Here is a 12,824-nt window from a genome sequence, read left to right as displayed (position 1 = left end):
CGCCGTTCCACAGCATCGATACGGACTATTCAACCCTACCGGCAGCCAAGGACTCCAGACATTTCGTCTGCCAGGCGAACTCCACCCCGAACGCTTCGGGATCAGACACGGCGCCGTAACCACCCTGTCCGTAAACCGCCGCGTAAGCCGCGTATTCGGCTGCGCGCAGCGCCTTGCCGGCCAGGGCGCTGGCAACCGCATAGGTCGCGGACACCGCGGCATGGCCGCAGCCGTCCAACGATTTCGATCCCTGGTGCTGGTTCGCCAGGCGCGCAGCCCGCCTGGAAATCTGCTCCAGCTGTTCGTGGTCGATCGCGCCGTCCAGATAACGGCCCAGGCTCGCCAGGCAATCCACGACCTCCTGTTCTTCGAGCAGATACTCGACCCGCTGCGCACAGGCGAGGCCGAAAGCCAGTCGCAGGCGTTCCTGGTTCGCGGCAGCCAGATCCAGCTGCTTCGCCAGGCGTTCCAAGGACAGGTTCATGACGACGCCACCTGCGGATTCACCATGTTCACGGGCTGGCCTGCCGCAAAGGCAAGAATCTGGTTGAACACGTCCTTGAATTGCAGATCCCATTCCTCATAGGTCACGTATCCGATGTGAGGCGTGCACAGGACATTGGGCATCTGCAGTAACGGATTCGCGGTATCGGTCAATGGCTCCTGCTCGAAGACATCCAGCGCCGCCATACCCGGACGGCCTGCCCGCAGCGCCCGCTCCAATGCGCCAGGTTCGACAAGTCCGGCACGGCTGGTGTTCACGAACAACGATCCTTCTTTCATGGCCGCGAGGTCCGCCGCGTTGACGATGCCCTTGGTGGCGGCGACCAGGCGCATATGCAGCGACAGCACGTCACAGGACGCGAAGAACTCCTGCTTGGAGGCCGCGACTTCGTGCCCGTCGTCGCGTGCGTGCTGCAGCGACTCGGGGCGGGCCCAGACCAGCACCCGCATGCCGAACGCCCGCGCGTAGCCGGCAACCACCCGGCCGATGCGGCCATAGCCGAAGATGCCCATGGTCTTGCCCCGGACGGTGTGGCCCACGCCGCTTTGCCAATGGCCGTGCCGCATGGATTCCACCTGTTGCGGCAACTGGCGCATAGCGGCCAGCACCAGCGCCCAGGTCAGCTCCGCCGCGGCATAAGAGGGCGTATCGGCGTGCAGGTCCGAGCAAACGAGGACGCCATGGTCGCTGCATGCGGCGACGTCGATATGCGGATAGACGCTGCGCTGGCTAATCAGGCGCAGCTTGGGCAACTTTTCGATCAACTCGCGACGTATGGTGGTGCGCTCGCGGATCAAGACCAACGCTTCCGTATCGGCGAGGCGCTGCGCGAGCACATCGGTATCTTCGGCGTGATCCGTCCAGACAGTGACCTCGTGATCTCGCAAGAGGGCATAGCAAGGAAGGCGACGGAGAGTGTCGAACCAGTCGTCCAGAATAGCGATCTTCATTTGCGGTACCCTGCTGGGTGAGAGTGAGTGCTCAATTTTTACGCTGCCTGGGGCTCCTCGTAAAATGAAATGATTTCGTTCATTGATGCAAAAAACCTATGAAACTGGACGTCCTGGGCGTTCAAGCATTTGTGGCATTGGCCGAACGGGAAAGTTTCGGCAAGGCCGCCGAGTCGCTGTTCCTCTCGCAGGCGGCGCTGAGCCGCCGCATCCGGAACCTGGAAATCCACCTGGGCGTACGCCTGGTCGATCGCACCACCCGCACGCTCTCTCTGAGCACCGTGGGCCGCAGCTTCCTGCCGCAGGCGCGGCGCCTGCTGGGTGAACTGGAAAGCGCTCTGCAGCAGATCCGGGAACAACGGCAGGCGCTCGCGGGTAACGTGACCATGGCCTGCGTGCCGACGGTGGGCGTCCGCTTTCTGCCACGCGTGCTGCAAGCCTATGCCTCGGCATTTCCGGACAACCGGGTCAGCGTGCTGGACCACTCTTCCGCTGCCGTGCAGCAGGCCGTTCTGGACCGCGCCGCCGAGTTCGGCATAGGGATCGCGGACAGACTCGTACCCGAAATCGAATACGAGGAACTCCTGCACGACCGTTTCGTGCTGGTTTGCGGAAATGAACACCGCCTGGCCCGGCGCAAGGCGGTTCCCTGGTCCGAGCTGGAGAACGAAGCGCTGATCCTGCCTGGCGCGGGCAGCAGCAACCGCCCCCTGCTCGATGATCAACTGCCCGCGGGCATCGCCTTGCAGGCCCGCTTCGAGGTCCAGAGAAGCACGACCGCGGTGGGCATGGTGGCGGCGGGAGTGGGCGTGGCCATCGTTCCCGATCTCGCCCTGCAACCTGGGGCCTATCCGATGCTGGCGGCGGTGCCCTTGGTGCGCCCCGCTGTGTCGCGGGCATTCGTGCTGATGCAACGCCGCGGCAGCAGCCTTTCACCCGCTGCCGAAGCGCTCTTGGGATTCATAAGGCGCGAAAGACGCTCGCAACGGCGCCCTGCCGCGCCGCAGTAAACCGCGGCTCAGGTACGATTGCGGCTTTCTGCCAGCATCTGGTTACGCATCCCTACGCGCCGTCAATCAAATGATTGCTATGGTGACGCCGTTTGCAACTGATGACGGACCCTATGCGTACCATTCCGAACTCTCGAGCCCGCCCCTCCTCCGCGTTGTTGACGCTGTCCACGGCGGCATTGCTCACGCTCGCCCCGCTTGCGGCGCAGGCCGATTCGGACAAGCACCGCCATCGCCACGGGCGCGAGTATAAAGAGCAGTATTGGGACGGCGCCTGTAAGGTCGAGCGCAAATGGAAGCGCAATGGCGACTACCAGGAAAAGCGCAAATGCCGGGACGACTACCGCCACGGCTATGTGCAGGTGCCGCAGCCGGTGGCCGTGATGCCGGCGCCCGCCATTGTCATCAACCCGCCCCCCATCATCATCCGCCCCTGAACATGGATCAATCGGTGAAGGACGCGCTAGCCCGCTGGCCCGACGTGCCAGCGGTATACGGCTGGCTGTCGCTGGACGCGCGCGGCCGCTGGCGCCTGCATCCGCAAGGGCAATCAGCCGAAGGCGGCCCGGGCGAATCCATCACCAATACCCAGATCCTGGAATTCATCAACCGCAATTACGAACACGATGAAGCGGGCCGCTGGTTCTTCCAGAATGGTCCGCAGCGCGTGTTCCTGCGGCTGGACGCCGCGCCCTATGTGCTGCGGCTGAGCGACGACAGCCGCCGACTGCTCACGCACACGAACGTCGCGGTCGATTCGGTCGATACGTGGAAGCTGGACGACGCGGGACAGCTGTATGCGATGACGCCCCTGGGCGCCGGCATCGTGCTGGACCGCGATCTGCAGCCGCTGTTGGAGAAGATGGCCACGGCGGACGGCGCCCCGCTGCTGGATGCGCTGGCGGATCTTGCGCCCGGTGGCGCAGTCCAGGCCGTCCTGCCCGGAACCTATGCGGCCGCGCCGCTGGCGCTGATAGCGCAAAAGGATGTGGCGCGGGAATTGGGCTTCGAAGCGAATCCCCGCGCCTGAACGGCGCGTTCAGAACATGCCGTTGGGATTGGCGGACTGCTCGGGAATGGGCTGCACCGCGTCCCAATGTTCCACGATCTTGCCCTGCTCCAGGCGGAAAATATCGATGATGGCGCTGCCACGATCGCCGGGCTGGCGCACCGCATGCACATGCAGGATCACGTAGTCGCCATCGGTGAAGACTCGCTTGATCTCGCTGCGCGACTGCGGAAACTTGTCGCGCAGGAAGGCGATGAACTTGCGGAAGCCTTCGGGGCCGTCCGCCGCATTCGGGTTGTGCTGCACATAGCGGTCGCCGACGTACTTCAAGGCGGCATCCGCGTCCTTCTGGTTCAGGCCCTTTTCGTAGAAGGCCAGCACGGCCACCTTGTTGGCGGCTTCCTGTTCGGCGGACGCATGGACGGCGGGAGACAGGGCCAGGGCCAGCATGGCTGCGGCAGCGGTGCGCTTGAAGTAAGGCTTGGAGAAGAACATGGAGAACTCCGGAATGGAAAAACGGCCGGGCCATTCTATGGTCCGGCCGTCCTGTCGGCCACGTCCGTGGCAGTAGACAGTCTGGTGCGCGCAGCGATCAGCCGCGGCCGCTCTTGACCAGCGCGTACTTGCCGTCGCCCAGCAACGCCAGTACGGCCGCAGCCACGGTCAGGAAGATCGGATATTCCCAGCCTCCGCCCGCATTGCCAAAGCCCCAGCCATTGGGAAAATGCACCGTCGACGCCACGAACAGCTGCACCACGGCAATGACGGCGACCCAACGCGGCACGACGCCCAGGATCAACAGCACGCCGGCGCCGACCTCGAAAAACGTCACCGGGTATGCCAGCCAGCCGGCGAAGCCGATCTTGGCGAAGAACTGCGCGGTGCCGGGCAGCGTGAACACCAGCAGCTTGGTCAGGCCATGGGCCAGGAACATGACGCCGAGCGCCACGCGCAGCAGCAGCGCGGCATAGGGCGCGGTACGGGTATCAACCATTGCACTCTCCTAGAGCGGTAGGGGAATCGCCCAGGATGGGAAGATTCTTGATGAGCGCTATTCTTGCGATTCCAAAAACAAAGATAAACATGCAGAATTGCAAATTATTGTTCCCCGATAGGAAACAATCTTGGACACGCACACCGCCATGCAGACCTATGCCAAGGTCGTGGAACTGGGCTCATTCGCGGCCGCGGCCGACAAGATGGGCCAGGCCCGTTCCGTGGTCACGCGCCAGATCGCCTATCTGGAACAGAAGTACGGCGTGCGCCTTCTGAACCGCACCACGCGCAAACTGAGCATGACCGACGCCGGACGCGCCTTCTATGAACGCGTGCGGCCCATCCTGGCCGAGGTGGCGGACCTGGAGCTGTCGCTGCAGGCCGAGGGCCAACGGCCCAGCGGCCGGCTGCGGGTGAGCGCGCCGGTGTCGTTCGGCATCCTGCACCTGGGGCCTGCCATAGCCGAGTACCTGCAACGCTACCCGGACGTGATCATCGACCTGGACCTGAACGACCGCGTGGTGGACCTGGTGGAGGACGGCTACGACGTGGCGGTGCGCATCGGGCCGCTGCAGGATTCCTCGCTGGTCGCGCGGCCGCTGGCGCCGCAGCAGTTGCTGGTCTGCGCCGCGCCCGACTACCTGCAACGCCATGGCACGCCGCAGACGCCCGAGGAACTGAAGCAGCACCGCTGCCTGCATTACGCCTATGCCAGCACCGGCAACGAATGGCATTTCGAGAAGGACGGCGTGACCCATCTGGTGCGCGTGAACGCGGCCCTGCGGGCCAATAACGGCGATGTGCTGCGGACCGCGGCCCTGGCCGGGCACGGCGTCATCCTGCAGCCCGATTTCCTGGTGGGCGACGACGTCCGCGCCGGGCGCCTGATTGCGCTGCTGACCGATTACGCCCATACCCCGATCTCCATGTACGCCGTCTACCCCCACCGGCGCTTCCTGTCGCCCAAGGTACGATCCTTCGTGGAGCATCTGGAAGGCCGCTTCGGCGCCTCCTCCCCAGCCGTTCCGGGCCGGCGCGCCAGCCCCCGCCGCAGCCGTTAGAATCGTACCCATGACCGCAAAATCGCCCCTCGAATACTTCCCCGCGCCGCGCCGTTCGCATTTCTGCAGCCAATGCGGCTCGCCCATCAGCCGCCGGGTTCCCGAAGGCGACAACCGCGAACGCGACATCTGCGATCACTGCGGTGCGATCCACTACCAGAATCCAAGGCTGGTGGTCGGCACGGTGCCGGTCTGGGAGAACCGCGTCCTGCTATGCCGGCGCGCGATCGAGCCGCGCTACAACACCTGGACCCTGCCCGCCGGCTTCATGGAGCTGGGCGAGAGCACGGCGCAGGGCGCCGCCCGCGAAACACTGGAAGAATCCGGCGCGCGCATCAAGCTGGGCGAGCTCTACACCATCATCGACCTGCCGCAGATCGATCAGGTGCACGTGTTCTACCTGGCCGATGCGCTGTCGGACGCGCTGGACCCCGGCCCCGAAAGCCTGGAGGCCCGTTTTTTCGACGAGTCCGAGATCCCCTGGGACGACCTGGCGTTCCGCACCGTGGCCACGACGCTGCGGCACTACTTTGAAGACCGCAAGCTGGGCGTGTATCCCCCCCACCACTACACCCTAGAATCGCACCGTTGAAACTGCCCTGGCTCGCCGTCGACACCCCTTTTCCGCCCGCGGAGTTTGCGCTTGCGGATCCCGACGGCCTGCTCGCGGCGGGCGCGGACTTATCCACGGCCAGGCTGATCGAGGCGTATTCCAACGGCATATTCCCGTGGTACTCCGAGGGCGAGCCCATCCTGTGGTGGAGCCCAGATCCGCGCATGGTGCTCGCCGTGAAGGACTTCGCGCCCTCGCATTCGCTGCGCAAGCTGTTGCGGCAGATCGCCAGCCAGGAGCAAGGCGCCGCGCCGCGCATGCAGGTACGCGTGGACACCGCTTTCGCCGAGGTGATGGCGCAATGCGCCGCGCCGCGTGACGGCCAGCCCGGCACCTGGATCACCGCAGCCATGCAGCAGGCCTATCGCGCCTGGCATGAGGCCGGCTACGTGCACAGCATCGAAACCTGGATTGACGGCGAACTGGCCGGCGGCCTCTACGGCATCAGCCTGGGCCGCATGTTCTTCGGTGAATCCATGTTCACCCGCGCGCCCAACGCCTCGAAGATCGCGCTGGCCTATCTGGTGCGCTATCTGGCCGCGCAAGGCGTGCAACGCATCGACTGCCAGCAGCAGACGCGCCACCTGGCCAGCCTGGGCGCGCGCCCCATCCCGCGCGCCGCTTTCCTGCAGCATGTGCGCACCGCCACTGCGCTACCTGCCGTCGCGTGGGCGCGGGGCACGCTGGACAGCGCTGGCCGCTTGCATCCCGACACAGCATCGGGCCCGGGGTTCGGCGTTAATATGTAGCCACTCCCCTTGCGGGCCTGCTGCCGCATTGCGGGACCTCCGATGAGCCAGCTCAAAGAACTCCCTTTCTCCACCCTGCAGTTCTACGCCACCGCTCCCTACCCTTGCAGCTATCTGCCGGGTCGCCAGGCACGGTCGCAGGTTGCCGCGCCCGGTCATCTGATCAACGCAGGGACGTATTCGCAACTGGTGGAGCAAGGTTTTCGGCGCAGCGGGCTGTTCACCTACCGGCCCCATTGCGACAACTGCCACGCCTGTATCCCGGTGCGCGTGGATACGGCGGGCTTCGCGCCCAATCGCAGCCAGCGCCGCGCCTGGCGCGATCACCAGGGTTTGCAGTCATTCGTGGCGGAGCTGGCCTGGTCGCCCGAGCACTACCGGCTCTATACGCGCTACCAGCAGGGCCGCCATCCGGGCGGCGGCATGGACGAGGACAGCCGCACGCAGTATGCGCAATTCCTGCTCACCAGCCGTGTCAACACCCGCCTGGTCGAGTTCCGCGACGAGACCGGCGAGCTGGTCATGGTGTCCATTATCGACGTGCTGGACGACGGCCTGTCGTCCGTCTACACCTTCTACGATCCCGACATTGCCGGCAGCCTGGGCACCTACAGCATCCTGTGGCAGATCGAACAATGCCGCACGCTGAACCTGCCCTGGCTGTACCTGGGCTACTGGATCGCCGACAGCCGCAAGATGTCCTACAAATCCAGCTTCCATCCAGCCCAGTTCCTGGTCGACGGCGTGTGGGGCGACCAGCCCGCGTTGCCGCTCGCCTGATCCGCCCCTTCTTTGAAGCGCCAGGGGCGGCGCAGGGCCGGCAAAATTCGCTCTACAATTCCGCCCCATGTCTATCCTCTTCCACGCCTATCCCCTGGCCCGCCCGGCGCTGTTCGCCATGGACGCGGAAACCGCCCACGAAGTCACCTTGTCGGGCCTGCAACGCGCCTATGAATGCGGTGCCACCCGCAAGCTCATGCACGCGCAGCCGAAGGCGCCAAGCACGCTGATGGGCTTGCAGCTGGCCAACCCGATCGGGCTGGCCGCGGGCCTGGACAAGAACGGCGCCTATATCGACGCACTGGGCAACCTGGGATTCGGCTTCATCGAGGTGGGGACCGTGACCCCGCGCGCGCAGCCCGGCAACCCCAAGCCGCGCATGTTCCGGCTGCCGCGCGCCAATGCGCTGATCAACCGGCTGGGCTTCAACAACCAGGGCCTGGAAGCCTTCCTGGCCAATGTGCAGCGCAGCACCTGGCGCAAGCAAGGCGGCATTCTGGGGCTGAACATCGGCAAGAACGCGGACACGCCCATCGAGCGCGCCGCGGATGACTACCTGATCGGGCTGGAAGGCGTGTATCCGCATGCCGACTACGTGACGGTGAATATTTCATCGCCCAACACCAAGAACCTGCGCGCGCTGCAAGGCGGCGACGAACTGTCGGCCCTGCTGGCGCAACTGGCGGACAAGCGCCGCGCGCTGGAAGACCAGCACCAGCGGCGCGTGCCCATGGCGGTGAAGATCGCTCCGGACCTGACAAACGAACAGATCGATTCCATCGCGGAAACGCTGCCGCGCCACGGCATCGACGGCGTCATCGCCACCAACACCACCCTCTCGCGCGACGCCGTCACCGGCCAACCGCATGCCGAGGAAGCGGGCGGCCTGTCGGGCGCCCCGGTGCATGAACTGTCTCTGGCCGTCATCCGCCGCCTGAAGGAAAAGCTGGGCGGCAGCCTGGCGATCATCGGCGTGGGCGGCGTGATGTCGGGCCGCCAGGCGCGCGAAAAGATGGATGCGGGCGCCGACGCCGTGCAGCTCTATACCGGCCTGATCTACCGCGGCCCGGCGCTGGTAGGCGAGTGCGTGCGCGCCGTGGCGCGCTGAGCCCAGACGCGGCCGGCATCCGCCGGCCGTACAGCGAAAAAAGCAGGCAAAAAAAGGGGCCACCCGGTGGGTGGCCCTAATTCCAGCTCTGCTCTGTCACTCAACAGTACTACATAACTGCGGTTTGCGCAGCACTGCGCGCCAAAAACTTAGGCGCTGCGGCGGCTGCGGCTGGCAACCTTGGTGGCGGCGTCGGCGGCATCCGAGGCAGCCTTGAAGGTCGCGTTGGCGGCGGCATTCAGGTTCGACTCGGCGACTTCGGCGGCCTGCTTGGCGGCCTTGGTCATCGAATCGTAGGCGCTGGTCGCGGTGGCCAGCGAGGACTTGATCAGGGCAACGGCGCTTTCGGAGCCGGTCGGGGCGTTCTTGGAGAACTGGTCGACGGCTTCGCTCAGCTGCTGCTGGCCTTCGGCGATCTGTTCCTCGGTCAGCTTGACCAGGCTGGTCTGCACGCCGGCAACGATGTCGTACACGTGCTTGGTGTAGGCCATGGCCTTTTCGGCGCCCGGCTGCAGCAGGCCCGAGGCGAAAGCGGCGGCTTCCTGCGGATCCTTGACTTCAGCGGCTTGCTGTGACTTCTGGGCGACTTCGTCCAGGGTGGCCTTGACGACCTTCAGGTTCAGCTCGACCAGCTTTTCGAAGCCGGCGAACACGGCCGACTGGGCGGCCACGATGGTGTTGATGCTGGCCTTTTGACGGTCCAGGACTTGTTGCGGGATAGCGCTCATAGAATGCTCCTTCAGGGTAGCCGGAGGCTGTCCGGCAAATAAGGAATGGTTGTCTGCGACGAACTATAGAAACGTGCGCGGAAACTGGTACTACAAGCTACCGCCGGCCCGTTTGATGCACTGCACAATTGACATTCTAGGCTGAGAAAAATCCTTGTCAAGGAGTTTTTGTGCGACGCAACAGAGAATTGCACTTTGACGGTGCATGCCTTGTCCGGGTTTGATCCAGCACAAAGGTTTCCCAGGATTCAGGAAATACCCGAAGTGACGTCGTATCAATTGTTTTCTAAACTGCTTTCACGCTGATGACAGACAAATAAACCCACAAGTCAGCGCGCACCAGCAAATCGCAGCAAACCCTGCAATTGGAGACTCCATGACCCTCATCCCCCGCACGCTTTCGGCCTTGCTCGCGGCCAGCGCCATGCTCGCAGCCGGCGCCGCCCAAGCCGAATATCCGGATCGCCCCATCAACATGGTGGTGCCGTTCGCCGCTGGCGGCCCGACGGACAACGTCGCGCGTTCGCTCGCGGAAGCCATGCGGCCGAGCCTGGGCCAGACGGTCGTGGTCGAGAACAAGGGCGGCGCCGGCGGCACCATCGGCACGACCCAGGTAGCGCGCGCCCAGCCTGACGGCTACTCCGTCCTGCTGATGCACGCCGGCTTCTCGACGGCGCCCTCGCTGTACAAGAATCCGGGGTACGACCCCTACAAGAGCTTCGAGCCCATCGGCCTGGTGGTCGACGTGCCGATGACCATCATCGCGCGTTCGGACTTCCCGCCCAACAACATCAAGGAACTGGCCGAGTACGTCAAACAGAACAAGGACAAGGTGTCCCTGGCCAACGCCGGCATCGGCGCCGCCAGCCATCTGTGCGGCACCATGCTGGTCGAGGCGCTGGGCGTACAGCTGCTGACCATCCCCTACAAGGGTACGGCGCCCGCCATGAACGACCTGCTGGGCAAGCAGGTGGACCTGCTCTGCGACCAGACCACCAACACCACCCAGCAGATCGACAGCGGCAAGGTGAAGGCCTACGCCGTCACCAGCCTGAAGCGCGTCCCCACGCTGCCGAACCTGCCGACCATGGACGAATCCGGCTACAAGGGCTTCGAAGTGGGCATCTGGCATGGCATGTGGGTGCCGAAGGGCACGCCCAAGCCCGTCGTCGACAAGCTGGTCAAGAGCCTGCAGGCTGGCCTGGCCGATCCCAAATTCCAGGAACGCATGAAGCAGCTGGGCGCGACTGTGCTGACGTCCGAAGCGAACCCGCAAGCCCTGGAAGCCAAGGTCAAGCAGCAAGTCCCGCAGTGGGGCGAGCTGTTCAAGAAGGCTGGCGTCGAACAGCAGTAACCCAAACCATGCGCCCTGGCGGCGCATGCAAAAAGAAAAGCCCCGTCCGGGGCTTTTCTTTTTTTGCAGGCCGGCCCTGGATTACGGGCGCAGAGCCTCTGCGGCCATGCCCAGACCGTTGAAGCCGGTGGAAACGGAGGGCTCGTAGCCCAGCGCTTCCGAGATGCTGGCGGCGGTGTCGACCAGCGCCTTGATCCAGTCGTCCTGCAGGCGCTCGGCGGGGGCCGAAATGGACAGGCCGGCGACCAGCTTGCCGGTATCGTCGAAAATGCCGGCGGCGATGCAGCGCACGCCGAGTTCCAGTTCTTCGTTGTCGCGCGCATAACCGTGGCGCCTCACGAGCGCCAGTTCGCGCTCCAGGCGGTCCAGGTCGGTCAGGCTGTTGCGCGTGTGGCCGGCCAGGCCGGTGCGCAGCGCGTAGGCCCGGACCTGGCGCGCATCGGCGGTGGACAGGAACAGCTTGCCGGTGGAGGTCAGGTGCAGCGGCGCGCGGCCGCCGATGGCGCGGACCACCTGCATGCCGGAACGCTCGCTCCAGGCGCGGTCGATGTAGACGATCTCGTCGCCCTGCTGGACCGACAGGTTGATGGTCTGCCCGGTCAGCTTGTGCAGCGAGCGCATGGCGGAAATGGCCGCCTCGCGCACGTTCAGGCGCCCCTTGACCAGCGAACCCAGCTCCAGCAGGCGCATGCCCAGCTGATACAGGCCGTTGTCGACGCGTTCGACATAGCGGCCCACGACCAGGTCGTTAAGGATGCGATGCGCGGTGGACGCATGCAGGCCCGTGGTCGCGGACAGTTCTTTCAGCGTAACCGGATCCGGCTGCGCGGCCAGGGCATCGAGCAGACGCATGGCGCGTTCGATCACCTGGATGGCGATGGGATGGGCGGAGGCGCCTTCGGTCTCGGCGTCCAGGGCGTTGCGGGTAGTGGGGAGACGGGACATGGAAAGGGGGGCGTGGACAGCCGCGCCGCCTGTAGGGCCCCACCTTAGGGAACCGGACTTGCGGCATTGCAGCAAACAGTTCTTTCCCGTATTGTGAAATTTACTGGCGCGTTTGGCAACCGCTTTTTGTATCAAAAAAAGGGCCGCACATCGGGTGCGGCCCTGACTTCAGGCTACTGGCGGGGGCGCCAGCCTGCCTCCCAGGCGCAGCACCTCGGCCCGCAAATACTCCAGCGCTTCGGCTGCCGCGGCCGGTTCGCCCTTCACTCCCAGGTCGATATGGGGGGTGCCGCCGGCCTCGCCCACGCTGGGCAGGCTGAACGCGCGCACGCCGGGCCAGCGCGTTTCCACGGCCTGCATGGCCGGCGCAATACGCGATTCGGGCATGCTGAATACCAGGAAGGAATGCTCCGCGTGGGCGCGCACATGCTGCAGCGCACGATAGCGCGTGTCCAGCGTCCATTCCAGCATGGGCCACGCCATGACGGGAAAGCCCGGCACGAAGGTGTGGTCCTTGATGAAGAAGCCGGGAATGCGGTTGTAGGGATTCGGGACGATCTCGCAGCCTTCCGGAAACACGCCCATCTGCAGGCGCTGCTGGTTTTCCGGCGCGCTCATGTCGGCTGTGCCCTGCCCCTTGGCAGCCATCTCGGCCGTGCGCAGCGCGATGGCCTCTTCGGCCTCCGGGTGCAGCGCCAGCGGCAGGCCGAGCGCGGCCGCGGCGGCCTGGCGCGTGTGGTCATCGGGCGTGCCGCCGATGCCGCCACAGGAAAACACCACATCGCCGGTGGCAAAGCTGCGCTTGTAGGTGGCGATGAGCGTGTCGCGGTCGTCGGGCACGATTTCAGCCCAGCCCAACTGCATGCCGCGCGCGCCCAGAAGCTCGACGACCTTGGAAAAATGCTTGTCCTGACGGCGGCCCGAGAGGATTTCGTCCCCTACGATGATGAGGCCAATGCGGCGGGCGGCGGATTCTGCGGCCATGTCCGATTCCAGAAGTTGAGAAGAATGACGCG

At 65.0% G+C, this 12,824-nt stretch carries 16 protein-coding genes; 9 read left to right on the top strand and 7 right to left on the bottom strand.

The window, feature by feature from the left end:
- Window positions 1–25: 25 nt before the first annotated feature.
- Together IB258_RS09635 and IB258_RS09630 are read right to left on the bottom strand one after the other, a co-directional pair.
- Window positions 26–484, bottom strand: a complete 459-nt coding sequence (locus IB258_RS09635; RefSeq protein WP_054449981.1) for a hypothetical protein — start codon at window positions 482–484, stop codon at window positions 26–28.
- Window positions 481–1,455 (bottom strand): D-2-hydroxyacid dehydrogenase family protein, encoded by a 975-nt coding sequence (locus IB258_RS09630; RefSeq protein WP_192352516.1) that lies wholly within the window; start codon window positions 1,453–1,455, stop codon window positions 481–483. The genes IB258_RS09635 and IB258_RS09630 overlap by 4 nt, the downstream gene beginning before the upstream one ends.
- A gap of 98 nt (window positions 1,456–1,553) precedes the next feature.
- Here IB258_RS09630 and IB258_RS09625 point away from each other — a divergent pair, with 98 nt between their 5' ends.
- From IB258_RS09625 to IB258_RS09615, 3 genes are all read left to right on the top strand, one after another.
- Window positions 1,554–2,465: a LysR family transcriptional regulator gene (locus IB258_RS09625; protein ID WP_054449977.1), complete on the top strand. Its 912-nt coding sequence runs from the start codon at window positions 1,554–1,556 to the stop codon at window positions 2,463–2,465.
- A gap of 113 nt (window positions 2,466–2,578) precedes the next feature.
- A complete protein-coding gene (locus tag IB258_RS09620) occupies window positions 2,579–2,902 on the top strand; it encodes a hypothetical protein (RefSeq protein WP_054451291.1) in 324 nt (107 codons plus the stop codon).
- Window positions 2,903–2,904: 2 nt separating this feature from the next.
- The gene (locus IB258_RS09615) at window positions 2,905–3,495 is read left to right on the top strand and encodes a DUF2946 family protein (protein ID WP_054449975.1); all 591 of its coding nucleotides are present in this window, start codon (window positions 2,905–2,907) and stop codon (window positions 3,493–3,495) included.
- 9 nt (window positions 3,496–3,504) lie between these two features.
- Here the strand turns inward: IB258_RS09615 and IB258_RS09610 are convergent, their stop codons facing one another.
- Entirely contained in the window at window positions 3,505–3,969 is a 465-nt protein-coding gene (locus IB258_RS09610; RefSeq protein ID WP_192352515.1) for a nuclear transport factor 2 family protein, read from the bottom strand.
- 97 nt (window positions 3,970–4,066) lie between these two features.
- On the bottom strand, window positions 4,067–4,468 hold the full coding sequence (locus tag IB258_RS09605; RefSeq protein WP_125471643.1) for a DoxX family protein: 402 nt from the start codon (window positions 4,466–4,468) through the stop codon (window positions 4,067–4,069).
- 130 nt (window positions 4,469–4,598) lie between these two features.
- Between IB258_RS09605 and IB258_RS09600 the strand changes: the two genes are divergently transcribed.
- The 5 genes from IB258_RS09600 to IB258_RS09580 all read left to right on the top strand — a co-directional run bounded on the left by IB258_RS09600 (window position 4,599) and on the right by IB258_RS09580 (window position 8,781).
- Window positions 4,599–5,531, top strand: a complete 933-nt coding sequence (locus IB258_RS09600) for a LysR family transcriptional regulator (RefSeq protein WP_175213841.1) — start codon at window positions 4,599–4,601, stop codon at window positions 5,529–5,531.
- Window positions 5,532–5,541: 10 nt separating this feature from the next.
- Complete coding sequence (locus IB258_RS09595) at window positions 5,542–6,123, top strand: NUDIX hydrolase (RefSeq protein ID WP_054449970.1); 582 nt, start codon at window positions 5,542–5,544, stop codon at window positions 6,121–6,123.
- Complete coding sequence (gene aat, locus IB258_RS09590) at window positions 6,120–6,893, top strand: leucyl/phenylalanyl-tRNA--protein transferase (protein WP_192352514.1); 774 nt, start codon at window positions 6,120–6,122, stop codon at window positions 6,891–6,893. The genes IB258_RS09595 and aat overlap by 4 nt, the downstream gene beginning before the upstream one ends.
- A 42-nt stretch (window positions 6,894–6,935) precedes the next feature.
- Complete coding sequence (locus IB258_RS09585; protein ID WP_192352513.1) at window positions 6,936–7,673, top strand: arginyltransferase; 738 nt, start codon at window positions 6,936–6,938, stop codon at window positions 7,671–7,673.
- A 67-nt stretch (window positions 7,674–7,740) separates the two neighbouring features.
- On the top strand, window positions 7,741–8,781 hold the full coding sequence (locus tag IB258_RS09580) for a quinone-dependent dihydroorotate dehydrogenase (protein ID WP_175181134.1): 1,041 nt from the start codon (window positions 7,741–7,743) through the stop codon (window positions 8,779–8,781).
- A gap of 149 nt (window positions 8,782–8,930) precedes the next feature.
- Here IB258_RS09580 and phaP read toward each other — a convergent pair whose 3' ends face one another.
- Complete coding sequence (gene phaP / locus IB258_RS09575; protein ID WP_054449962.1) at window positions 8,931–9,509, bottom strand: TIGR01841 family phasin; 579 nt, start codon at window positions 9,507–9,509, stop codon at window positions 8,931–8,933.
- A 376-nt stretch (window positions 9,510–9,885) separates the two neighbouring features.
- Between phaP and IB258_RS09570 the strand changes: the two genes are divergently transcribed.
- Window positions 9,886–10,863, top strand: a complete 978-nt coding sequence (locus IB258_RS09570; protein ID WP_054449960.1) for a tripartite tricarboxylate transporter substrate binding protein BugD — start codon at window positions 9,886–9,888, stop codon at window positions 10,861–10,863.
- 81 nt (window positions 10,864–10,944) lie between these two features.
- On the opposite strand, the gene IB258_RS09565 is transcribed toward IB258_RS09570, so the two are convergent.
- Both IB258_RS09565 and IB258_RS09560 read right to left on the bottom strand, forming a co-directional pair.
- On the bottom strand, window positions 10,945–11,808 hold the full coding sequence (locus IB258_RS09565; RefSeq protein ID WP_119449688.1) for an IclR family transcriptional regulator: 864 nt from the start codon (window positions 11,806–11,808) through the stop codon (window positions 10,945–10,947).
- Window positions 11,809–11,976: 168 nt separating this feature from the next.
- Window positions 11,977–12,792 (bottom strand): molybdopterin-binding protein, encoded by an 816-nt coding sequence (locus IB258_RS09560; RefSeq protein WP_192352512.1) that lies wholly within the window; start codon window positions 12,790–12,792, stop codon window positions 11,977–11,979.
- Between the last annotated feature and the right edge of the window lie 32 nt (window positions 12,793–12,824).

It is taken from the genome of Achromobacter sp. ACM02 (assembly GCF_014851605.1).
In the GTDB taxonomy this organism is placed as follows: Bacteria; Pseudomonadota; Gammaproteobacteria; order Burkholderiales; family Burkholderiaceae_B; genus Achromobacter; species Achromobacter aegrifaciens.
The sequence above is the reverse complement of the archived record's forward strand: the minus strand, read 5'-3'. Positions and strand labels throughout refer to the sequence as shown.